Origin of the sequence: Myxococcus eversor (assembly GCF_010894455.1) — a bacterium.
GTDB lineage: Bacteria > Myxococcota > Myxococcia > Myxococcales > Myxococcaceae > Myxococcus > Myxococcus eversor.
Window position 1 is genome coordinate 523,233 of the sequence record NZ_JAAIXY010000003.1, and the last position, 22,257, is coordinate 545,489.

The 22,257-nt window shown below is 70.1% G+C and carries 16 protein-coding genes; 9 read left to right on the forward strand and 7 right to left on the reverse strand.

The genetic code is table 11. From position 1 onward, the window contains the following. Positions 1-198: 198 nt before the first annotated feature. The 3 genes from G4D83_RS09015 (at position 199) to G4D83_RS09025 (ending at position 7,596) form a co-directional block, all read left to right on the forward strand. Complete coding sequence (locus G4D83_RS09015) at positions 199-1,092, forward strand: GspE/PulE/PilB domain-containing protein (RefSeq protein ID WP_163864263.1); 894 nt, start codon at positions 199-201, stop codon at positions 1,090-1,092. Between the two features lie 231 nt (positions 1,093-1,323). After that, entirely contained in the window at positions 1,324-2,421 is a 1,098-nt protein-coding gene (locus G4D83_RS09020; RefSeq protein WP_205522595.1) for a bifunctional methionine sulfoxide reductase B/A protein, read from the forward strand. Between the two features lie 159 nt (positions 2,422-2,580). Continuing rightward, positions 2,581-7,596 carry a hypothetical protein gene (locus G4D83_RS09025; RefSeq protein ID WP_163864265.1) on the forward strand — a complete coding sequence of 1,672 codons (5,016 nt, stop codon included), beginning with the start codon at positions 2,581-2,583 and terminating at the stop codon, positions 7,594-7,596. An 18-nt stretch (positions 7,597-7,614) separates the two neighbouring features. Here G4D83_RS09025 and G4D83_RS09030 read toward each other — a convergent pair whose 3' ends face one another. The 3 genes from G4D83_RS09030 to G4D83_RS09040 are packed head-to-tail and all read right to left on the reverse strand — an operon-like array spanning position 7,615 to position 13,238. After that, positions 7,615-9,534, reverse strand: a complete 1,920-nt coding sequence (locus G4D83_RS09030) for an ATP-binding protein (RefSeq protein WP_163864266.1) — start codon at positions 9,532-9,534, stop codon at positions 7,615-7,617. Then, positions 9,524-11,503 (reverse strand): PAS domain S-box protein, encoded by a 1,980-nt coding sequence (locus G4D83_RS09035; RefSeq protein ID WP_163864267.1) that lies wholly within the window; start codon positions 11,501-11,503, stop codon positions 9,524-9,526. The genes G4D83_RS09030 and G4D83_RS09035 overlap by 11 nt, the downstream gene beginning before the upstream one ends. Positions 11,504-11,558: 55 nt before the next feature. Continuing rightward, positions 11,559-13,238: a right-handed parallel beta-helix repeat-containing protein gene (locus G4D83_RS09040; protein WP_205522596.1), complete on the reverse strand. Its 1,680-nt coding sequence runs from the start codon at positions 13,236-13,238 to the stop codon at positions 11,559-11,561. Between the two features lie 451 nt (positions 13,239-13,689). Here G4D83_RS09040 and G4D83_RS09045 point away from each other — a divergent pair, with 451 nt between their 5' ends. From G4D83_RS09045 to G4D83_RS09070, 6 genes are all read left to right on the forward strand, one after another. After that, a complete protein-coding gene (locus G4D83_RS09045; RefSeq protein WP_163864269.1) occupies positions 13,690-14,439 on the forward strand; it encodes an SDR family NAD(P)-dependent oxidoreductase in 750 nt (249 codons plus the stop codon). Between the two features lie 120 nt (positions 14,440-14,559). Next, entirely contained in the window at positions 14,560-14,988 is a 429-nt protein-coding gene (locus G4D83_RS09050; RefSeq protein ID WP_163864270.1) for a hypothetical protein, read from the forward strand. Between the two features lie 2 nt (positions 14,989-14,990). Next, positions 14,991-16,115: an alpha/beta fold hydrolase gene (locus tag G4D83_RS09055; RefSeq protein WP_163864271.1), complete on the forward strand. Its 1,125-nt coding sequence runs from the start codon at positions 14,991-14,993 to the stop codon at positions 16,113-16,115. After that, positions 16,115-17,026, forward strand: a complete 912-nt coding sequence (locus G4D83_RS09060; RefSeq protein WP_163864272.1) for an alpha/beta fold hydrolase — start codon at positions 16,115-16,117, stop codon at positions 17,024-17,026. The genes G4D83_RS09055 and G4D83_RS09060 overlap by 1 nt, the downstream gene beginning before the upstream one ends. Further along, positions 17,023-17,811: an ATP-grasp domain-containing protein gene (locus tag G4D83_RS09065; protein ID WP_163864273.1), complete on the forward strand. Its 789-nt coding sequence runs from the start codon at positions 17,023-17,025 to the stop codon at positions 17,809-17,811. The genes G4D83_RS09060 and G4D83_RS09065 overlap by 4 nt, the downstream gene beginning before the upstream one ends. 95 nt (positions 17,812-17,906) lie before the next feature. Further along, entirely contained in the window at positions 17,907-19,220 is a 1,314-nt protein-coding gene (locus G4D83_RS09070; protein WP_163864274.1) for a hypothetical protein, read from the forward strand. A 6-nt stretch (positions 19,221-19,226) separates the two neighbouring features. Here the strand turns inward: G4D83_RS09070 and G4D83_RS09075 are convergent, their stop codons facing one another. From G4D83_RS09075 to G4D83_RS09090, 4 genes are all read right to left on the reverse strand, one after another. Beyond that, a complete protein-coding gene (locus tag G4D83_RS09075; protein WP_163864275.1) occupies positions 19,227-19,976 on the reverse strand; it encodes a queuosine precursor transporter in 750 nt (249 codons plus the stop codon). Positions 19,977-20,065: 89 nt separating this feature from the next. Next, on the reverse strand, positions 20,066-20,911 hold the full coding sequence (locus G4D83_RS09080; protein WP_163864276.1) for a dihydroneopterin aldolase: 846 nt from the start codon (positions 20,909-20,911) through the stop codon (positions 20,066-20,068). Beyond that, positions 20,908-21,633, reverse strand: coding sequence for an SDR family NAD(P)-dependent oxidoreductase (locus G4D83_RS09085; protein ID WP_163864277.1), 726 nt, complete (start codon positions 21,631-21,633; stop codon positions 20,908-20,910). The genes G4D83_RS09080 and G4D83_RS09085 overlap by 4 nt, the downstream gene beginning before the upstream one ends. Positions 21,634-21,756: 123 nt before the next feature. Beyond that, positions 21,757-22,245, reverse strand: a complete 489-nt coding sequence (locus G4D83_RS09090; RefSeq protein WP_163864278.1) for a hypothetical protein — start codon at positions 22,243-22,245, stop codon at positions 21,757-21,759. Positions 22,246-22,257: the final 12 nt, after the last annotated feature.

Genomic DNA, 22,257 nt, shown 5'->3' on the forward strand with positions numbered 1-22,257 from the left:
TTAGGAATGGCTGTCTGGGGTGTCAAGGCAGGGGCCCAGGCGTTAAGTGCTGAAATCTCACAGGAATTTTGCGCTGGAGTACCCCTTGCCAGCATGGACTCCAGGCAGCAGTGCGGGCCTTCGCGGGGGCTTCCCAACCCGGCCTGGTTGTGTCAGCGCGCGCTTCCGAGCCCAGGGAACGCATGCTAATGCCGGCGCATGGCGAGGAAGCGCATTGGCGAGCTGCTGCTGGAGCAGAGGGCGATCAGCGTCGCCCAGCTCGAGGCGGGGCTCGCGGCCCACCGGAAGTCAGGGCAGCGGTTGGGGGCGACACTCATCGCCCAGGGAGCGATCACCGAGACGACGCTCGCGGGCGCGCTGAGTCAGGCGCTCGGGATGCCGCAGGTGGATCTCCCGGCGGTGACGCCGGAGTGGGCCGCGGTGCACATGCTGCGCCCGCGTTTCTGCGAGCAGCATGACCTGTTCCCCATCGCGTTGGAGAGCGTGGGCGGACGGCGTCAGCTCGTCGTCGCGATGAGTGATCCACTCAACCTTCCGGCGGTGGAGGAGATTGAGTTCACCACCGGACTCAAGGTGAGCGTGCGCGTGGCGGCGCTGTCCGCCGTGCGGGGCGCCATCCTGCGCTACTACCACAAGGTTCCCGTCACGCCGGCGGGTGGGGCGAGCGCGAAGCCCGCCGCTCCTACGGCCCGCGCGAGGCCCGCCGCCGTGCCCGCGAAGCCCGCGCCGCCGACCCAGCCTCCGCCGAGCGACGCGGCCGATGACGATGACGAGGACGAGGTCATCGTCGGCGAGGAGCTGCCCCCGGGTGAGACGACGCAGCGCACGTCGCTGGCGGAGCTGATCCGCACGCGCGAGGAGCAGCGCAAGCAGAAGCGCGAGCAGGCCACGGCGAAGCCGAAGCCCCCCTCGGGCGGCGGAGTGCTCGATGACCTGGACTATCTCTTCGGGCAGGCCCGCGAGGACCCGGACCGCGTCGAGGAGCTGGAGCGCAAGTTCTGGGCGCTGATGCGCATCATGGCGCGCAAGGGACTGCTCTCCAGCGAGGAGTTCCGCCGCGAGCTGGACGACGAGGGCGAGGACAAGGGGTGAGCCGTGCGCTCCCGGCCGCCGGCATGAACCGGTGGCCTGGTCGTCCGCTGGCTTCCCGGGGTACCTGGACGCTCGGGCGCCTTCGCTGAAACCGACTTCGGGCCTCGCGCGTAAGGGAAGCAGAACCCCCGCGCGTCGGGCGTGTCCGGAGAGAGGCTCCAGCCCATGTCGTCCGTCATCGTCAGCTCACGCTCCGCCCGCTCCCGTTCCTGGAGCGCAACCAGACGTCTGTTGTTATCACTGCTCTTCGCGGTGCTCGCGGCGTGCACCCAGGCGAGCAGCGCCGCCGCGGCCGGAGGCGCGCTCGAAGCCGGGACGCGGCCCGCGGTGGGAGACTCCCGCCGCTACGAGAAGCCCTCGGACGCGGAGCTGCGCCGCACCCTCTCGCCCACGGCGTACGAGGTGACGCAGCGGGCGGCGACCGAGCCCCCGTTCCGCAACGCGTACTGGAACCAACACGAGGAGGGGCTCTACGTCGACGTCGTCACGGGCGAGCCGCTGTTCTCCTCCAAGGACAAGTTCGACTCCGGCACCGGCTGGCCCAGCTTCACGCGTCCGGTGGAGTCCTCGCACGTGGTGGAGAAGCGGGACGAAAGCCTGGGCATGACGCGCGTCGAGGTCCGCTCGAAGGCGGGGGATTCCCACCTGGGCCATCTGTTCGACGACGGGCCCCAGCCCACGGGGCAGCGCTACTGCATCAACTCCGCGTCGCTGCGCTTCGTCCCGGTGAACGACATGGAGAAGCAGGGGTACGGCGAGTGGTTGACGCTGTTCGGCCGCAAGCCCGCGAGCGCGACGCCCGCGAAGGTGGACGTGGGCAAGGCGCTGGCCGCGTCGGGTGTCACCGAGACGGCGCTGCTCGCGGGAGGCTGCTTCTGGGGCATGGAGGACCTGCTCCGCAAGATTCCGGGCGTGCTCCAGACAGACGTCGGCTACACGGGCGGCAATCTGGAGAAGCCCTCGTATCAAGACGTGAGCGGTGGACGGACGGGGCACGCGGAGTCGGTGCGCGTCGTGTTCGACCCGAAGGTGCTGAGCTTCGCGACGCTGCTGGAGGACTGGTTCTTCCGCATGCACGACCCGACGACGCTCAACCGCCAGGGCAACGACGTGGGGACGCAGTATCGCTCCGCCATCTTCGTGCTGTCCGACGAGCAGCGCCGCGTCGCCGAGGAGGTGAAGGCGCGCGTCAACGCCTCCGGAAAGTGGAAGAAGCCCGTCGTCACCCAGGTCGTCCAGGCAGGCGAGTTCACCCCCGCCGAGGGCTATCACCAGGACTACCTCGTGAAGAATCCGGGCGGCTACACCTGCCATTACATGAGGGACTGAGAAACCCGGGCTTTATCCGGGTGATACAAGTCTCACCTCCCTGGGAAGGCGGGTGAGCAAGCCCTGGCGCGGGACGTCGAGCCTCGAAACCGGGGCGCGTCTCGCAGGGGTGAAGTGGACTCAAGGCGGGCGTGGGCGGTGTGCGGCTATGCTGCGCGGATGATCTGCCCAGTCTGCGCGCGGTTTCGCGACACGGCATCGGGGGGCGTATGTCTGGAGTGCGGCGCCACCCTCCTGCCCGTCACCGAGCCGCACTTCGATGCACTCGTCACGAAGACACTCTGGCGACGCATCCAGGATTGGCGCTCCGACGCGCTCCTCGATGAGGCGACGGCGCTCCGGCTCGAACAGTCCCTCAATGCGATAGCGGTGCCCGTCGAGGCTCCGTCCGTTGAGAGCGCGCGGGCCGTGGGCCATGACTCGCCTGAGGTCATCACGCAGCCGCTGGACTCCGCCGCGCGCGTGGAGGCCTGGGCGGATGGCGTCGCCGCTTCGGCGCGTCGTGGGGGAGGCTGGAGTCTCTTCGGTTGGGGCGCGGCGCTCGCGCGCTCACTGGAGGAGGCCGCGAAGGAGGAGCGTGAGCAGACGGCACGCGCGCCCCGTGGCTCCCGACATGACCGGGACGCGAGCGAGGACGACCTCGGCTCCGCGCTGGGCTCGGGACAGTCGCTGTTCGCCCGGGATGCCTCGGGTGTGCTCGGTGGTGGACTGGAAGCGGTCGTCGCGCTCGACGCGCAGCCCGAGGCGAGCACGGCCCGGCTGAACGACTTCATCTGGTGGTTCCTCGGCGCGGTGCTGGTGCTCGGCGGCTCGCTCATGGGCGTCCGCGAGGCATGGAACGCGTTGGGCGGCGTTCCGCGCCAGCTCCTCGTAACGGGAGCCTTGTGGGGTTACCACGCGGGCTTCATCGGGCTCGGCGTGTTCCTGTCCCGCCGCTCGATGCCCGTGGGCCGCGTCCTGTCGGGCATCGGCCTGGCGCTGCTTCCCGTCGCGTTCGTCGCGCTGTCCTCACTGGTGGCGCTGTCACCGCTCTGGGGCCTTCCCGTCGCGCTGGGGCTCACCGCGTTGGGGATGGTGCCGCTGAAGTCCGCGGGCAGGCTGCTGCACGGGACGCCCGCGACGGCGCTCGGGTTGGCGCTGTTCCCGTCGCTGCTCGCGGGCCTGCCGCTGATGGGGCTGGATGAGGCGCCGTGGCTGCGCGTGCTCTGCGCCTTCGCGGGTGTGGTGGCGCTGGGGGCCACGTTGTGGCGCTCGCGCAAGGAGACGTCCGCGAACGTGCTGCTCGTCGGGGCGAGCGCGGCGCTGTACGGGGCGCTCTGGCTCGCGGTCTTCGCCGTGTCGAGCGGGCCCTCGGGGTTCGATGATTTGGAGCCGGGCGGCGCGTTGTTCGCGGGGATGACGCTCTGGGCGCAGGCCATCGCCACGGTCCTCGCGGTGGCGGCGACCACGCACTCCGCACGCGAGACGCTTCCTCGGGCGAGCGCGGTGCTGGAGACCGTGGCGCACGCGGTGCTCGCGGCCGGTGCGCTCGCGGGAGCCATCACCGCGTTCTCGGTGGGGACAAATGGAGACCTCCAGGTCGATGGCGCGTCGGCGCTCGCGCCGGTGCTCGCCGCCGGAGTCTTCTTCCTGCTGGAGTCGCGACGCCGCGCCCTTGTGCACCCCGGGGCCATGGCCACGCTCCTCGCGGGAGCACTGCTCGCGCGGACGCTGTCGCCAGACGAGCAGGGCTGGTGGGTGTTCGGAGGCGCGGCGGCGGCCTCTCTGCTGATGCTCGCGGCGCGCGGAAGCGACTCGGGGATGCTGCGCATCCGGCTGCTGGCGTGGAGCATCGTCAGCGCGGTGGTGTCGATGCCGCTCGTCTCCTGGATGGAGGGCGACGCTTCTCCGTGGCCCCGAGTCTTCACGGGTCTGGCCTTCGCGGTGGCCGCGCACGTCTCTGGAGGCTGGCGCTTTCGAGGACTGCACTACGTGGGCGGAGCCGCCGCGCTCTTCGGCGCCCTGGCCTTCGTCGATGGGACTCCGTGGCTCTCGGGTGATTGGAGTCGCCTCGCGGTCTTCGCGCTCGTGAGCGGGCTGTACGGTGTCGCGGGGCTCGTGCAGGCCGCGTGGGCCAGGCCGGCCTCGCCCCAGGACGCGCTGTTGCCTCTGGATGACCTGTCCCTGGTGATGGCCTCGGCGGGCGTGTTCCTGGCCATCGGCGTCGCGCCCGTGCCGCCGGAGCTGCTCACGTCCATCGCAGTCGCGTTGCCGGGTGGTGTCCTCGTCGCGCTTCCCACTGCGCTGGTGTCGCTGGCGTTGTTGTTGAGGACGCGCAGGGACAGCACTCGCCTCGTGAGTCTCATCGCGGCCACGGGCGTGGCGCTCGTCGTGTCCCAGGTGCTGGGCACCGTCTCCGACTTCTCGTCGGCGCGTTCAGCGCTGGGCTCGGCGGCCGTGGCGTTCGGCTTCGCGCTCTTCGCGACACTGCGCCCGCGTCCTCCCGTCGTCGACCCGGCCGCGGCCCCTGTCCCGCCGCGCGGCCTCTGGGGTCGGGGGGTGTTCGCCCTCTTCCGGTTGCCGCTCGGGGCACGTGGGCTGTCGCTCTACACGGACGGCTTCGCCACGGCCGCGCTGGTGCAGGCCCTCATCGCGACACTCACGCTGGTCCAGTGGCTCCCCTTCCCCACCGATGCCGAGCGAGGCATGTGCCTGCTCGCGGGCGGACTGCTCGTCCTGACCGCGCTCCTGACGTTCCTGACGCGCGGCTTCGTGGACTGGGAGCTCCGGGGCTCGGTGGTGACGCTCGCGGCCATGGGCGGGTTCATCGCGCTGACGGCGGTCATCAATCGCGCGGGCCGTCCCCTCCCGCCGGACGTCGTGGCGATGCGGCTTCCGCTCATCGGCGTCGCGCTCTGGGGTGTCGCGCTGGCGACGAGGCGCTTCGGCCCGTGGCTGGCGAAGTGGCTGGAGCGCCCCAGTCATGGCCCGCTGTACCACGCGGTGCCTCACGTGGGCGTGGCGGCGCTGGCGCTCGTGCTCCTGAAGGGCGCGGTCCTGGTCGGCCTGCCGTCTCCGTCACACGCGCTGGGAATCACCCCTCCGCTGCTGGTGCTGGGCGCTGCGGTACTGGTGCTGCTACTCGCCGCTTCGTTCCGCGCGGTGCCGCTGGCGAGCCTCGGGTTGTACCTGGGGCTGCCCGGCGCGGCGCTCTGGGCCGCGAGGCAGTCGCTGTTCGGCCCTTCGCTCGTCTCGCTGGCGCCGCCGGATGGCCAGTGGGTGCGCGTGGGCGCCGAGGGCTATCACTGGCTCTCGGAAGCGGCGTGGCTCGCGCCCGGCGACACCGTGTTCCTCCTGTGGCAGCGGGCCTTCGCGGGCATCGCCGCCGCGGGGCTCGTCTATGCCGTGGCCTCGGTCCGGGGTCTGCCCGAGCAGTTCCGGCACCTGTTGCACCGTCGCTCCATCACGGCGGTGTGGATTGTGGGGCTCGCGGCGCTCTTCCAGCCCGGACTCACGGCGGCGGGCCTCGTCTGCGCGACGGGCGTGGCGCTGTTCGTCGGTGGAGCCCGGGCACAGGGGCGCGGCGTGCTGGGCGCGAGCATCCTCCTGTTGGTGCACGCGTTGGCGCACCAGGTGGACATCCTGGAGGCATGGCCGGGCCCCGTGCTCGCGATGGTGGGACTCGCGGTGGTGACAGTGGGCCCGTGGATTGCGAACAAGCGCGGCCTGTCCGAGGGCGCGACGCGCGTCCGCATCCAGCAGGCGATGGCCGTCTATCTCATCGTGGCCACGGTGTACGCGCTGGCGGTGAACGGCAACACGTCGTCGACGCTCGCGGCGCTCAACCTGCTCGCGGAGATGCTCACCGGACTGGGCGGCAACTGGATGGTGTCGCCGGCCTTCCCGGTGACGCTGGTGCTCATCGCGGCCTCGTTGCTGGTGGCGGCGTTCCGGTGGAAGGGCACGTTCGCCTCGCTCATGGCGTCGGCGGGCACCTGGGTGGCGGGCAGCGCGGTGCTGGCCTCGTTCATGGCCGGGTTCACGATTCGCGCGAGCCTCACGGGCCCCTGGCTGCGCTATGGGGACCTCTTCATCGTCCATGGCGCGGTGCTGGCCCTGGCGTCCGCGGGGGCCGTGGTGGCCCTGCAGACCGCGCAGCGGTGGACTCGCGCGCGGCGGGCGGACATCGCGGTGGGGATGACGTGGGGGCGGGATGCGTGGCTCGTGGCGACGGGAGTGATGCTCGCCGCGCTGGCCGTGAGCGGCAATGCGCCCCAGGAGTCGTTGACGACGGCCATCGCGGCCATCGGCCTGGCGGTGCTGGTGGCGCTGCACTGCGCCTGGGTGGAGCACACGGGGCGGCACGTGTACTTCGTGCAGCTCGCGGTGGTGGGCGTCTACGCGCTGGTGCGCGGCCTGTATGCGCCCGGCCTGCGGGCCGAGCATGACGCCCTCTTCGCGCTGGCGCTGGGCTTCACGCTCGTCGGCGTGACGGTGATGGCGCGTCGAGCGGGAGTGCGTCCGGTGGAGGCGGCGACCCGACGCTTCGCGGCGCTGTTGCCCATCGGCATGGCGCTCGTGTTGCCGGGCGAGGCGACGCAGGAGGCGGCGTTGCTCGCGGGTGGCTCCGGACTCCTGTACGCGGCGCTGGGGGCGGTGGAGCGGAGCCGGATGTTCGGCGCCTTCGCGGCGGCGGCGTGCAACCTGGCGCTGCTCATCGCCGCGCTGGCCTTCGGATTGGAAGGGCTGGAAATCTACCTGGCGCCGCTGGGCCTGCTGCTGTTGATGCTGGGGCAGCTCTTCACGGAGAGCCTGCCGCACGCGGCTCGCAACACGGTGCGAATCCTCGGAGGCATGCTGCTGTACGTGCCCGCCGCGGCGAAGCTGGCGATGCGGGTGGGCGAGTCACCAGACGGCACGTATGCGCTCATCTTCGGCGGCGTCTGCCTGCTGGGTGTCGCGCTGGGGATGGCGCTGCAGATTCGCGCGTACCTCGCGCTGGGTACGCTGTTCCTCACACTGGACGTGGTGGCCAACCTGCTCGACGCGGGCCTGAGGGACCACCGCATCGGCTTCCTGGTGATGACGCTCACCGGACTCACCGTCATCGGCGGCCGTGTCCTGACGACGCTGAAGCGCCAGGAGTGGGACCTGCTCGTGCGAAGGGTGCGCGTGCAGCTCCGGGGCTGGGACTGAACTGACGCCTCGCCGCTGTCAGTCCAACGACAGCGGCAGGCGCACGGAGAAGGTGGTGCCCGCGCCCACGGTGCTCGTCACCGTGAGCCGGCCGCCGTGGTTCTCCACGATTCCCTGGCAGATGGAGAGCCCCAGGCCGGTGCCCTTGCCCTCCGGCTTCGTGGTGAAGAAGGGCTCGAAGATGCGCTGGAGGTGCTTGGGGTCGATTCCCGTCCCCGAGTCCCGCACCGACACCACCGCCTCCTGCCCTTCTCGCCGCGTCGCCAGGAACACCGAGCCGCCCGGCTGCATCGCGTGGCACGCGTTGGTGATGAGGTTGACGAACACCTGCACCAGGTTGGCGCGCACGGCCGACAGCGGCGGCAGCTCGGAATACTCACGGTGCACGCTGACCCGCGCCTGCGAGACGACGTGCTCACAGAAGCCCACCGCCATGTCCACCACGGCGTTGAGCTGCACCCGCTCCGGCCTGTCCTGCGCCGGTCGCGCGTAGCTCACCAAATCCCGGGTGAAGCGAAGGATTCGGTGGCTGCTCTCCAGGATCTTCCGCAGCTTCTCCTGGTCCGCGGGATTCGCGCCCGGCGTCGTCCGCGAGCGCTGGAGCAGCGCATCCGCGTACGTGGCCACCGCCGTCATCGGGTTGTTGATTTCATGCACCACGCTGGCCGCGAGCTGGCCAATCGACGCCAGCTTCTCCGCGTGGATGATGCGCTTCTCCAGCTCCTTCACCACCGTGATGTCCTGGCCGATGGCGATGACGCCCTCCACTTCGCCATGGGGCGCCAGCATCGAGGACGTGGCGAACGACACCCGCACCTCGTTGCCGTCGCGCGACAACAGTCGGGTCTCGAAGCTGTTCACCGCCTCACCGCGAATCGCGGCGGCGATGACCTGGGACAGCCGCAGGTGCTCGCTCTCCGGCACCAGCCAGAAGAGGTCCTTGCCCAGCACGTCTTCCTTCCGGAAGCCCGTCAGCGCGCTGAGCGCCTGGTTGAACACCACCACCTGCTGGTCCCGATTGGCGACGAGGATGAGCGCGTTCGCCTTCTCCAGCAGGTCCTCCAGGTACTTGCGCACGAACGTCAGCTCATCGATGAGCTTCGCGTTCTTCACCGCGACCGCGACCTGGCTCGCCAGTTGGAGCAACACGCGCTCGTCGTGCTGCACGTCCGCGTCCAGCCCCTCCGGATACTCCATGTTGATGGCGCCGAAGAGCTGCCCGCTCGCCACCAGCGGCGCGCTCACGCCGTGCGTGCTGCCCAGGAACAGGAGCGGCACCTCGCCCAGCACCGTCACCCGACCCGCCGGCAGCGCCGAGCGTCCCAGGTTCAGCTTCTCCACCGCGCGCTGCAACAGCACCAGCGGCTCGTGCGCGCCCTCCTTCAGCCGGCCTTCCGCGTAGAGCGACGTCAGCCCGCCGGTGCGCGAGTCGGTGATGCGGATGCAGAACGAGCGCCCGGGGAACAGCTCCTTCACCCCGCGCGCCACCGCCGCCACCAGCTCCTCCTCGCCGCCCGCCTCCGCCACGCTGCGGCCCAGGTCGAGCAGCACGCCCTCGGTGCGCGCCTGCTCCAGCAGCGCCCGCTCCGCCATCATCAGCCGGCTGCGTGCCAGCTCCGGGTCGTTCCGTGCCCGCACGGCTATCACGTCACCCCGGCGCGACATCGTCAGCACGGCGCCCGGCTTGCCCGCGAGCGGCAGCTCCAGGTCGCAGCTGGAGCTCTCCACGGGCACCCGCGCGGCGGCCAGCGCGTGCGCGACATCCTCCATCGTCGCCTGATGGTCCGCGCAGAAGCGGTGAAAGGCCTCGTTGACCGCCACCAATCGCAGCGACGTGTCACACAGGGCCGCGGGCGTGTCGAGCGCCTCGAAGAAGGCCTGGAACGCCTCGGGCCCCGGGCCACCGGGGATTCGCACGACGCGGGTGTCAGTCTTCATGGGAGGTCGCCTTGTCCAGGTCGAGAATCTGCTGCTCCCCCATGTACGACTTCGTCTCGTAGCGGGTGATCTTCCCAATCTTCCGGACGATCTCCGCCATGCGCTCCGCCTCCCGGTAGATGATGTCCACCGGCTTCCAGGCGAAGTCTTCTTCCTTCAGCTTGCGCTTGAGCAGCTCCGCGTAGCCCATCACCGACGTGAGAGGCTGGTTGAGCTCATGCGCCGCGGTGCCGGCGAGCGCGACGATGACGGCGCTCTTCTCGCTCTCCTCCAGCCGAGTCTCCGCGTCCGACAGCTTGCGCTCCAGCTTCATCCGGTCGCGCATGTCCGTGAAGATGCCGACGCTGAAGACCTCGCGCCCGCCCTCGTACACGAGCGATGCCGTCATGTTGACCGGCACCCGCTCCCCCGCGCGATTCACCAACTCCTCGCGCGTGAGCGACATGCGTCCCTTGCCACCGTGCTCCGCCCCCCGGAGCGTGGCCATGATTCGCCGCGCGACGCCTTGGGGATAGAGCTGCTCCACGGTGACGCCCGCCATCGCCTCCTGCGCGGTGTAGCCCACCAGTGCCTCCGCGCCCTTGTTGAAGAGGATGATGCGCCCCTTCAGGTCGGCGGCGATGATGGCGTCCACCGACGAGTCGATGAGCCGCTCCAGGAAGTCCTTTGTCTGGCGGAGCTCATCCTCCATCCGCCGCGCGTCGGTGACGTCCCGGAAGGACAGGATGGTGGCCGCGTCCTCGTCACGCAGCGGCGCGGCGGACATGGACAACGTCAGCCGACGGCCCTTCGCCGTGCGGACCTCCACGTCCACGCCCGAGCGCGCCTCGCCCCGCGAGGCCGCCGTCACCAGCTCCATCAGCACGCCGTCATCCACCGGCTGCGTCACCTGATGCAGATGCCGCCCCCGGGCCTCGGGCGCCGGCAGGTCCAGCATCGCCGCGCCGGAAGGATTCAGCGACAGGACGCTCGCCTTGTCGTCGAGGATGGCCACGCCCTCGCTGACGTGCGCGAAGAAGAGCTGGTAGGGCTTGAAGGAGGCCGCCTGCTCCTCGGCCGCCAGGCGCGCCGTCTTCTCCGCCTCCGTCTGGCCCCGCACCGACTGGAGCACCGAGGCGTTGCGCAGCGCCACCGCCGTGGCATGCGCCACCGTGGTGAGGAAGTCGATTTCCCGCGAGGTGAACGTGCGCCGCCGCCCCGCCGCGCGCAGCAGCAACACGCCGCGCACCTGACCTCGGATGGGCAGGGGCAGCGCGGCGATGGCGTGGATGCCTCGCGCCGCCACGGCCCTGCGCTCCACGTCACCCAACAGGGGATGCGTGGGCGCCTCCTCCATCACCACCGGGCGACCCGTGCGCATCACTTCGCGGATCTCCGGGTAGCGCGACAGCTCGATGCGCAGGTCCTTGAGCGTCGGGTCATCGCTGGCCGCGACGATGATGCCCTCGTCCGCGTTGCGACCGAGCATCACCAGCGTGGCCCGCGCGATGTCCAGCTTCTCCGCCAGCCGGCGCGTGACGCCGTGGAGCAGCGCCTCCACGTCGGAGGTCTCCGCGTAGTCCGCCGTCAGCTCCAGCAGGAGCGCCAGGTCTTCCTGACCGCGCTCCTGGCCCTCGCGCTCCAGGTGACGCCCGGCGGCGCGGTGGAGCCGGAACACCAGCTCGTGCGGCGACACCGGGGTGGTGAGGACGTCCGCGGGGCGCAGCGGCTCCGCGGAGGAGAGGCCCTGCTCGGTCGGCTCCACCAGCGCCACCAGCGTGATGTGCGAAGCGCGAGGCGAGTCGAGCAGGGTGCGAAGCGCGGGGCCGCTGTCCGGCGAGGTGAGGTCCACCAACGCCAGCGCGGCGCCCTCCACGCCATCCACCACGCGCAAGCCCGCGCGCGCGGCCGCCGCCGCGAGGAGCTCACGGGCGGGCGAGGCCGGAGGCACCAGGGTGATGCCGAGAGCGAATTCCAGCGATGACGGCACGTGGAGGGTCGGGGCGAAAGGGGGGGAGCCAGCCCACTCTACACGCCCCGACGCCTCAGGGGCAGTCCGACTCGAATGCCCCCAGGTCCGGGGCCACGCCGCAGAAGGTCAGACCCAACCCCAGGCCCGCGTTGCGACCCACCGAGCCCGACCCCAGCCGGAAGTCCCCGGTGTCGATGTTGACGAACCCGGGCGACTTCTCCAGCGAGCGTTTGTCCAGCCCGCTGCGCGAGCGCCACTCCGTCAGGTTCACGCTCTCCCCATTCAACAGGAAGGAGGCGGAGCCGGAGGCGCGGAAGAAGAGGTTGCCATCCATCACCGTGCTGGAACGCGCCGTGCCAGCACGAGTCGACACGCCGCAGCCGGCGAAGACGTTGTTGCGCACGTCCAGGCTCGCGCTCGGCCCCGTGTCGCCGTGCCCGAAGGTGAGGCAGGGCCCCGGCATGTTCCACACCGTGTTGTGCTGCACCTTCACGTCCGTGGACGTGTCCACGCGGATGCCACCGCCATCCTCGCTACCCCCCAGACCATCCCGGATGAGGTTGCGACGGATGACGATGCGGGTGGGCGGACCGTTCACCCGGTTGCCGCCGATGTTGATGGCCCGGCCGTTCCCATAGAAGACGTTGTCCTCCAGGGTGACGTCCGCCGCGGAGAGGTGCACGACGACCCCCTCGCCCCGCGAGGAGGACGTGGCCTTGTGGCCCCAGATGATGTTGCCGCGCAGGGTGACGTGGGTGCAGGTCTTCACGTCCACGCCGTTCTCCCGGTTCTCATGCAGCTCGTTGTCCTCCACGAGCAGGTTGTCGAAGGGCGTACCGGACACGGTGGCGCCGGCCTCGGGGCCGATGCACTGCACCGCGTCTCCGGAGTTGTGATGGATGTCATTGCCGCGCACCACCACGTTCTTCGACGTGGTCTGCACGATGATGCCGTGGCTGTCGCTGCTGCCCCGGTTGAAGTTCGAAATCGTGTTGCCCTCGATGAGGATGTCGTGGGCCTTCTCCGACACGTTGAGCCCCGCGCCCGCCGTGCCGTTCTTCGCCACGCAGTCGCGCAGCACGCCATGGTGCGCGCCGGTGCCTCGCCACAGCACGGCGAAGGCGGCGGAGCCCGCGGCATCCAGCGTGATTCCCTCGACGTTCCAGTAGGCGCCGCGCACGTCCACCAGCGCGGACTCGCCGCTGGGCTTCACCACGGGCGAGCTGCCAGGCGCGGCCTTCACCGTGAGCGGCTTCGCCTCCGTGCCGCCGCGCTCCTCCAGCTTGAGGCGCTCCGCGTAGTTGCCCGTCTTCAGATAGATGGCCTCGCCCGGCGCGATGAGCGTCAGCGCCCGAGTCACCGTGCGCAGCGGCGCGCTCTCCGTGCCGGAGGCGCCGTCACTGCCCGACGGGGCCACCCAGAGGATGCGCGTGTAGGTCGGCTTCGGCGGCACCGGAACAGGCTCGGGTTCGGGTTCCGGTTCAGGCTCCGGAGTCGGCGTGGGGTCGGGGTCGGGCGCCGGGGTCGGCGTGGGCTCCGACGGCTGCTCGGTGTCGTCGGGGTCCGTGGGCGCCGGCGTGGGAGTCGACGGTGTCGTGGGGGAGGGCGACGACGGTGAGCCCGTGGATGGCGCTTCATCGGGGGACGGACGCGAGCCCGTGTTCTGGGTCAGCTCGCTCTTGCCGTTGCAGGCAAGCAGGGCGAGCAGGGCAGCGGAGCAGTAGGCCGTCAGCAGCGGTGAGCGTTGGCGCATCCTGTCAGACTCCATGTGTGGGTCGCGGCGTGTGGGGCGCTCGCGAGGACGGCCGCCAATCGGGGCGCGCGGCGTGTTCATTCCCCGGCTCAATGGCAACCCAGACTCGCCAGGCCGCAGGGCAAGGAAGCAGGAAATGGGATTTCGCGGGGTTGCGTTGAGCGCGAAGAAGTCAGCCTGATGCACGCGGACCCACGCATTCGCGCCGTTGCCTGTACAGGTGTGCGGATGAAGGCGGTTTCATTCCCGATTCAGACAGGCCGGACTTCACTCGGAGAGAAGGTCGCTCCGGGCAGGAGCGTGCAGTCGGGGGCGCGTCGAGAAGGCGTCTCCGACGAGAGGTGGACTGTCGGGTCCGCGCGGAGGGCGCCTCGCAGGGAGGGCTTTCCCCGTGCGCGGGCGCGGGCCCCGTGCCATTTAGCGCGCGGGCATCGCACTCAAAGGGAACGCCATGAACGTGCTGGTTACGGGAGCCACGGCCGGATTCGGCCTGGCCATCGCGCGTCGCTTCATCCGCGAAGGTGCGCGAGTCATCGCCACCGGGCGCAGGACGGAGTTGTTGGAGAAGCTGCGCGCGGAGCTGGGTGAGCGGCTGCTGCCGGTGACGCTCGACGTGACGGAGCGCGAGGCGATGGCGAAGGTGCTCGGCGCGCTGCCGGCGGACTTCGCCGAGGTGGACGTGCTGGTCAACAACGCGGGGCTGGCGCTGGGGTTGGAAGCGGCGCAGTCGGCGCACCTCGACGACTGGGAGGTGATGGTCGACACGAACGTGAAGGGCGTCCTCTACTGCACGCACGCGGTGCTGCCCGGCATGGTGGCGCGCAACCGGGGCCACATCATCAACATGGGCTCGGTGGCGGCGGACTATCCGTATCCGGGTGGCAACGTGTACGGCGCGACGAAGGCCTTCGTGCAGCAGTTCAGCCTCAACCTGCGCGCGGACCTGCTCGGCACGGCGGTGCGCGTGACGGACATCGAGCCCGGACTCGTGGGCGGCACGGAGTTCTCCAGCATCCGGTTCAAGGGGGATGCTGCTCGCGCCGCGGCCCCCTACGCCAACACGCAGCCCCTGACGCCCGAGGACATCGCGGACGCGGTGCACTGGGTGGCGTCGCGACCGGCGCACGTGAACATCAACGTCATGTCGCTGATGCCGGTGGCCCAGGCCTTCGGACCGCTCCCAGTGAAGCGGCAGGGCTGAGCCACGCGGTGGGCCCGCCATGACGCGGTGCTTCCCCGTCTGCCCGAAACATGAATCACCATTCACTTTTCGGACAAGGGGCCCTGCGCCCCTGGGGCGGCCTGGGCTAACGTTGGAGACATGAGCGACTCGGACCGCCCGCCTCCGCCCAAGGGACTCCTCGCCCGGGGACTGAAGCTCCTGGGCCACCTCACCCACCCGGAGACTCGCACGGGCCAGGTGTTCACCCGCGCCGAGCAGCGCCTCACCCGCGTCCTCACGCGCGTCTCCGAGAGCCCCACCTACCTGCGCGCCAGCGGCACCGTGCTGCGCCAGGGCCTCAACGCGCGCATCCGCCGCAACAGCTTCGTGGAGAACGCGCTCCACACGCTGCGCCTGCCCACGACGTCCGAGGTGGAGAACCTCCGAGACCAGCTCCGCCGTGTGAATGACCAGGTGGAGGCGCTCGGCTCCCAGCTCGAGGTGGTGGTGGACCTGCTCCATCGCCAGGAGGCCGCCGACGAGCGCGACGCTTCCGAGCCCCCTCCCACCGACAAGTCCGGCGCCTGAACATGACCGCGTCCACGCCCCAGCGGCTCCGCTCCTTCGTCACCGGGCAGTTCGAGCTCACGCGCGCCGTCGCGCACGCGCTCAAGGCCCGCCCCTTCAATCCCTACCCGTACCTCAAGCCCTTCATCGAGCGGGCTTCGGGAGTGCGTGAGCCGCCCATCAGCGCCACGCCCCACACCGTGGTGTACACGCGGGGCAGCATGCGGCTGTTGCGCTACGCCGCGCCCCGTCGACGCCACCGCACGCCCATCCTGTTCGTCTACTCGCTCATCAATCGCTGGTACATCCTCGACTTCCTGCCGGGCCGCAGCCTCATCGAGCACCTCACGCAAGAGGGCTTCGACGTGTACGCCATCGACTGGGGCGTGCCGGGCCAGGAGGAGGAGCGGCTCACCTGGTCGGACCTGCTCGGCGGGCTCATCCAGACGGCGGTGCGCTGGACGCTGCGGGTCAGCAAGAGCCGGGACCTCACGCTCTACGGCTACTGCATGGGCGGCACGCTCGCGCTCGCGTACACGTCGCTGTATCCCGAGGGCGTGCGCAACCTCGTCGCGCAGGCCACGCCCGTGGACTTCAGCAAGGGCGGTGTCTACACGCTGTGGACCGCGGCCAACCACTTCGACGTGGACTCGCTCGTGGATGCCTACGGCAACGTGCCCACGCCCGTGCTGGAGAGCGGCTTCCTCATGGTGGCCCCGGTGCAGCGGCTCACGCGCTGGCTGGAGGTGTGCCGGCGCATCGACGACCCGGACTTCGTCAGCACATTCCTCGCCATGGAGCGCTGGGGCTCCGACCCCGTGCCCTTCCCTGGCGAGGTGTATCGCCAGTACATCAAGGACTGCTACCAGCAGAACCTCTTCCACCAGGGCCGCATGAAGGTCGGCGGAGAGAACGTGGACCTGGGCCGCATCCAGGCCTCGGTGCTCAACGTCATCGCCGAGCACGACACCATCGCCTTCCCCGCCATGAGCGAGCCGCTCGTCGACCTGGTGGGCACGAAGGACGCCGAGACGCGGCGCTATCCGGTGGGCCACATCGGCCTGTCCGCCTCCAGCAAGGCCCCCACCCATGTCTGGCCCTCCATCTCCGAGTGGATTGCCGCGCGCTCGCGAGCGATGGAGCCGTGATGCACTCCGCTTCTGAATCCACTTCGGGCACGGGCGTGCAGGTCCGCGAGGGTGTGCTCCGGTTGAAGGACGGGCGACGGCTCGCGTATGTGGAGTCGGGAGACCTGGACGGAGTCCCGGTGTTCTTCGTCCACGGCAACCCGGGCTCGCGCTACATGCGGCATCCGGATGACCGGCTCACGCATGGGCTCGGCGTGCGCCTCATCACCCCGGACCGGCCCGGCTATGGGCTGTCCGACTACCAGTCCGACCGCACGCTGTTGGACTTCCCGGAGGACCTGGAGCAGCTCGCCAACGCGCTCAAGATTGGCCGCTTCTCCCTCTTCGGCGTGTCCGCGGGCGGCCCCTATGTCGCCGCCTCCGTGTGGCGACTGGGCGAGCGAATCCTCCGCTCCGCCATCGTCTCCGGTGCCTCGCCGTTGAAGCGGCCCGGTGGCATGGAGGGCGTCAATCGCGACTACCGCAACGCCTACGCGATGGCCGCGTGGCCCGAGTGGCTCCTGCATCCGCTGCTGGCGATGCATGACCGGCAGGTGCGCGCGAATCCGGAGCGTGCGCTGGCGGCGGTGCTGGCGCATGCATCGAAGGATGACCGGCACGTGCTGTCGGATCCGCTCATCGCCGCGCAGGTGCAGGGCTGGCGCCGCGAGGCCACGCGCCGAGGCGTGGCGGGCATGCGCCGCGAGGCCCACATCCTGGCGTCACCGTGGGACGTCCCGCTGGAGGAGATTCGCGGCGAGATGGACCTCTGGTACTGGGACGGCGACAGCATCGTCCCGCCGCAGATGGGGCGCTATCTCGCCTCGCGAATCCCGCGCACCGTGCCCCACTTCCTCCCCGGGGGCGGACACTTCTCCATCTACTCGCACTGGCGCGACATCCTCGCCCCGCTCGCACGGCAAAGCGCATGAGCCAGGACGCGCGGTGGCCCTCACGGGCCTTCATCGAGGAGGAGGCGCACGGGCGGATGGAGCCGGAGATGCGGCTGTTGCTCCAGGGCCTGCATGCGAAGGGCATCCCCACCGAGTGCTTCACCGCCAAGCGCATGGAGCGGCGCCAGCTCCCGTTGACGCCGGACACGCTGGTCGCGGGCTACGTGCCCACGGTGCTGGGCGCGCTGAAGCAGCTCGGCATCGAGCCTCCTCCGACGAACGACTACCCGCCCAGCCTCACGCCCTTCCTCCACCGCTGGCTCTGGACGAGCACCGTGCGGCAGCTCAACGCGCACCTGCTCGACGTCGCGAGTCCGCCCGTGTTCGCCAAGCCCCAGGGGCGCAGAAAACGTTTCACGGGCCGGGTCTTCCAGAACGCCAGCGACCTCCTCTACCTGGAGCGGGCCTCGCAAGGCACGCCGCTCATCTGCTCGGAGGTGGTGCGGTGGCTGAGTGAGTACCGCGTCTTCGTCGTGCACGACAGGCCCGTGGGCACGCGTCACTATGCGGGCGACGTGACGGTGTCCCTCGACGAGGCGCGAGTACACGAAGCGCTCGGTCTCCTGGAATCTTCCGGTGAGGCGACCGCCGGCTACTCCGTCGACTTCGGCGTGCTGTCCACCGGTGAAACAGCGCTGGTGGAGTGGAATGACGGCTTCTCGCTGGGCGCGTATGGACTGGAGGCGGAGCCCTATACCGCGCTGACCATCGCTCGCTGGTGTGAGCTGACGGGGCTCTCCCAGCCACGGCCACCCAGCACCTGACAACGTTCAGTCCTCGACGCGGGCCTTGCCTCCGGGAGCACCACACCCCAGCTTCGCCTCCGGCCGGAGGGTGAGCGGACTCGCGGAGAATGAACATGGGACGGTGGCGGTCAGGCGCTGCGGGGCTGGTGCTGGGCGTGTGGACAGCACTCGGCTGTGGCGGGAGCGGCGCGTCCACGGAGGACCCTCTCCCCGAGGAAGAAGACCCGGGCACCACGCCCCACCCCCCCACGCCTCCGACGCTGGAGCCGGGGGACGCGCGGTGGACTGTTCACTCGCGCACCGTGGGACTTCAGGACGCGGTGGCCGTGGCCTCGGACGGCCTGGGCGGCAGTGTGCTGCTCGGAAGCACCCGGCCGACGAGTACACCCGATGCGTCCTCGACGGACACCAGCGGCACCGCACTCACCCTCACCCACCATGATGGTGCGGGACAGGTGCTGTGGACGCGGAGCTTCGTGCCCGAGCCCTCCGAGAGTGGAACGGCCCAAGCCCACGCGCAGCTCCTCGCCGTCTCTTCCGAGGGCGAGCTGTTCATCGCGGGCAAGCTGGAGGGCCGGCTGCGCCTCGGAGAGACACTCATCACCGACAGCCACTTCGTGGCGAAGCTGGCCTCGGATGGCACGCCTCGGTGGGCGCGCGCGACGGGCACGGTGAAGGCGCTGACTCCGGACATCGAGGGCGAAGTCCTGGTGGCACACGGCCGACTGGTGACGCGCTACGACACCCGGGGCACGGCGCGCTGGTCCCAGGAGATGCCCGCGCTCGCCTCCGCGTCCGCCGTCGCGCTGGACTCGGATGGTGGCGCGGTGCTGGCGGGACAACGTCCGCTGTCGCCCGTGGAGAGCATCGGGTTCATCGCCCGGCTGTCTCCCGTCGGCGAGGTGTACTGGGAGCTGGAGGTGGGGCCCTCCGCGCCGTCCTTCACCCAGGTGATTTTCGCGGCCGATGGCGGTCTGAGGCTCGCGGGTGACTTCCAGGGCACGCTCCACTGGGGAGGCACCGTACTGAAGCCGACCTGTGCCACGGAGAGCTGCTCGCGTGCGACCCTCGTGCTCGCGGCCGATGCGGCGGGGCGACCGCTGTGGGGACACGCGCTGGCCACTCCCACCACGGGCGAGCCCCAGGGAGCGCGCCTCGCGGCTGATGAGGGCGGCGGCGCGGCGGTGCTCTGGAGGCACGGCTGCGGCTCGGAGCTGGCGCGGCTGTCACCCCTGGGTGAGCTGTCGTGGCAGACGCCCTACGTCACCCAACCCTGCGACGAGAGCCTCCGCCTGCGGGACATCACCTTCCTGTCGGGCGGAGACCTGCTGGGCACGGGGGTGTTCTCCGGCACTCGCGCGCTGGGCGGCGAGGAGCCCTTCACCTCCGACGACGCGGACGTCTTCCTCCAACGCCTGGTGCCGTAGCGCTGCTCAGGCGGCGCGCGACTCGGCCGGAACAGCGACACCCGTCGGGGACTCGGGGAGCGGTTCACCATCCGCGCCCAGCACCACGGGCTTGATGCCCAGCTTGCGCTCCACCAGCGTGTGGCCCAGGTAGACGAACGGCGTCAGGCCCACCGCGATGAGCAGCTTCACGATGTACGACGTGGCGATGATGTTGAAGATGACCGCGGTGGGCAGCACGCCCGTCCACGCGACGAACTGCACCACCGTGGTGTCGATGAGCTGGGAGACCAGCGTGGAGCCCGTCGCGCGCAGCCACAGCATCTTGTTGTTCGTGACGCGCTTGAGCAGGTTGAAGATGGAGATGTCGCAGAACTGGCCCACCAGATAGGCGATCATCGACGCCATCAGGATGCGCTGCGAGCCACTGAAGACGTTGTTGAACGAGCCCTCGACCGTCCCCGTGAAGTCCGGCGCGCGCGTCAGCGGAGCGAAGGGCACCTCCACCGCGATTGCAATCACCGTGAAGGCGAAGATGGCCATGCCGAAGCCCACCCACGTGACGAAGCGGGCGGCCTTCTTGCCGTAGAACTCGTTGAGGATGTCGGTGAGCAGGAACGTCACCGGGAACGGCAGCATGCCAATGGACATGACCGCCACCACGAAGCCCAGGTTGACCTCGAACAGCTTCACGCCGATGAGGTCTCCCACCACCAGCGACGTGATGAACACCGCCGCCAGCACCACGAAGAGCTGCATCCGTCTGTCGAGGTTCATGCCGTCGTTTCCCCTGGGCTCCGAGGTCGCGTCATACCGTGCCTCGTGGCCCGGGAAACAGTCCCCCCTACTGGGAGTGTGCCTGGGGCTCAGGGCTGCTTGTCGGCGGACAAGCCGGGCGCTGCGGGCTCGTCATGGGGGTAATAGGACGTGCCGGTGATGGACAGGAGCACGGACGCGGGGGCGCTCGGCTCCACCGCCTTCGCCTCCGGCTCCATGAAGCGGGGCCGATACACCGTCAGCACCGTCTGCTCCTGCTCGGTGGGGTTGTCGTAGCGACGCGGAAAGCCCCGGGGCCAGTGGAACGCCATGCCCCGCTCTACGGGATGGCCCTGCGCCATCAAACCGGGCCCCAGCACCAGCTCGCTCTCCTCCATGCTCGCGTTCGAGCTGGCGGGAACGGTGCCTCCCGGCTTCACGCGCAGCCGATACACGCCGTAGCCCGCGCCCTCGTGGATGATGTCCATGCGGCCGAAGGAGCGCTCCTCCGAGGCATAGCCCATCTCCTCCGCCGTGCGATGCACCTGGAGCGAGGGAACCGCGAGCCCACCCAGCGCCATGGGCTTGATGACGCGCACGGTGGCCGCGTGCACCTGCGCGCGCGGCACGTCCACGGTGGGCGGGGCGAGGAGGTAGCGACTCACGGCCTCGACGGCGGACTCCAGCAATTCGAAGCGGCACGCCTCCAGGAGGAAGCGCAGCTCTCCGGCCAGTCGCCCGTAGTTCACCGTGTGCGCCAGCCTGCCGCCCGTCGCCGCGTTGCGCGTGTCCAGGAAGAGGGCCACGTCCAGGCGGAGCGGCTGCGCGGAGACCCGCTCGCGGTTGTACACGCCCACGATGCAGTCCACCGTGAGCCCCCGCAGCTCGATGACGTCCAGCGGACGGCCCTTGCTGTCATTGACGACGGGCGGGTGGAAAGCCAGCTCCGCGCTCATAGTCTCGCGCTCCTGCCGCCATCGACGGCGATGACCTGTCCGGTGACATAGGGGGCTTCGCGCGCGAGGAAGACGATGGCGCGCGCCACGTCCTCCACGCTGCCCTCGCGCCCCATGGGAATGTGTCGCAGCACCTGCTCGCGCGCGGCGGCGTCGAAGCTCTCCGGGAACGCGGCCACCCCGGGCGATACGGCATTGACGCGCACGTGCGGCGCCAGCTCCACCGCCAGCGCGCGCGTCAACATCAACAGCCCCGCCTTGCTCACCGAGTAGTGCGCGAAGTGGCTCTCCGGACGCTCGCCCGCGATGTCGCCCACGTGCACCACCAGCGGGTCCTTGCCGGCGCGCAGCGCGGGCAACAGCGCCTGGGTGAGGAAGAAGGGCGCGTCCAGGTTGACGGCGAGCATGGTGCGGTATTGCTCGCGCGAGATGTCCGCGAAGTCGACCCGCTCGTAGAGCCCCGCGTTGTGGACCACCACGTCCAGCGCGGGCCAGGCCTCGCGCACGCTCGCGGCCAGGGCGTCGACGGCGTCGGGCTGGCTCAGGTCGGCGGCATGGAGGGTGACGCGGCGGCCCTCGGCGCGAAGCTCGTCCGCCAGCGAGGCCAGCGCGTCGAGGGAGCGGTGGGCATGCAGCGCCAGGTCATAGCCGGCGCGCGCCAGGGCTTTCGCCACCGCGCGTCCGACGCGGATTCCTGCTCCGGTGATGAAGGCGGTACCCATGTGCGGCGCACTGACTAACAGGCCGCACGCGAAAAAGGCACCGGGGACCTGAAACACGAAGGGCGATGCCGGATACCCCCGTATCCGGCACCGCCCCTCGACCCCCAGCCTCTTCAGCGAAAATTACGGGTGATAGCTGGCCGCGTGCACACGGTTGGAGCTCCAGCCGCCGTTGTTGCGCTCGTAGGACACCCAGACCCACTCGGTGGACTGCTCGTAGCGGCCTTCCACCCAGCGGTTCTCATAGAAGCCGCCCGAGCAGCGGGAGACGTGGTGATGACGACCACGACGCTCCTGGCACACCTGGGGCACCCACACCTTCTCGTAGCGGCCCTCGACCCAGCGGCTCACCGTCTGCATCTCGTAGCGGCCCTGAGCGCGGGCCGGAGGACGGGGCGCCGGAGCGTGGTGGCAGCCGCCGTTGTGGACATGCGCCTCGTAGCGGTCCGGGCGGTGGCCGCGGTTGTCGTTCCGGTCATGGTTCCGGTCATCGCCGCGGCGGGCCTGCTGAGAAGCCCAGTCGCGAACGCTGCCGTCCGCCGCCAGTGCCGTCGAGGAACCAAGAAACAGGGTGCCGAGAGCCAGGGTGGTGAGAGCAGTCTTGAAAGCCATGGTGTCCGTCCT

Excerpts from the sequence above, each read along its gene's own strand:
- G4D83_RS09015 (WP_163864263.1), top strand. The coding sequence starts at position 199 with ATGGCGAGGAAGCGCATTGGCGAGCTGCTGCTGGAGCAGAGGGCGATC.
- G4D83_RS09025 (WP_163864265.1), top strand. The coding sequence starts at position 2,581 with ATGATCTGCCCAGTCTGCGCGCGGTTTCGCGACACGGCATCGGGGGGC.
- G4D83_RS09030 (WP_163864266.1), bottom strand. The coding sequence starts at position 9,534 with ATGAAGACTGACACCCGCGTCGTGCGAATCCCCGGTGGCCCGGGGCCC.
- G4D83_RS09040 (WP_205522596.1), bottom strand. The coding sequence starts at position 13,238 with ATGCGCCAACGCTCACCGCTGCTGACGGCCTACTGCTCCGCTGCCCTG.
- G4D83_RS09045 (WP_163864269.1), top strand. The coding sequence starts at position 13,690 with ATGAACGTGCTGGTTACGGGAGCCACGGCCGGATTCGGCCTGGCCATC.
- G4D83_RS09050 (WP_163864270.1), top strand. The coding sequence starts at position 14,560 with ATGAGCGACTCGGACCGCCCGCCTCCGCCCAAGGGACTCCTCGCCCGG.
- G4D83_RS09055 (WP_163864271.1), top strand. The coding sequence starts at position 14,991 with ATGACCGCGTCCACGCCCCAGCGGCTCCGCTCCTTCGTCACCGGGCAG.
- G4D83_RS09060 (WP_163864272.1), top strand. The coding sequence starts at position 16,115 with ATGCACTCCGCTTCTGAATCCACTTCGGGCACGGGCGTGCAGGTCCGC.
- G4D83_RS09065 (WP_163864273.1), top strand. The coding sequence starts at position 17,023 with ATGAGCCAGGACGCGCGGTGGCCCTCACGGGCCTTCATCGAGGAGGAG.
- G4D83_RS09070 (WP_163864274.1), top strand. The coding sequence starts at position 17,907 with ATGGGACGGTGGCGGTCAGGCGCTGCGGGGCTGGTGCTGGGCGTGTGG.
- G4D83_RS09075 (WP_163864275.1), bottom strand. The coding sequence starts at position 19,976 with ATGAACCTCGACAGACGGATGCAGCTCTTCGTGGTGCTGGCGGCGGTG.
- G4D83_RS09080 (WP_163864276.1), bottom strand. The coding sequence starts at position 20,911 with ATGAGCGCGGAGCTGGCTTTCCACCCGCCCGTCGTCAATGACAGCAAG.
- G4D83_RS09085 (WP_163864277.1), bottom strand. The coding sequence starts at position 21,633 with ATGGGTACCGCCTTCATCACCGGAGCAGGAATCCGCGTCGGACGCGCG.
- G4D83_RS09090 (WP_163864278.1), bottom strand. The coding sequence starts at position 22,245 with ATGGCTTTCAAGACTGCTCTCACCACCCTGGCTCTCGGCACCCTGTTT.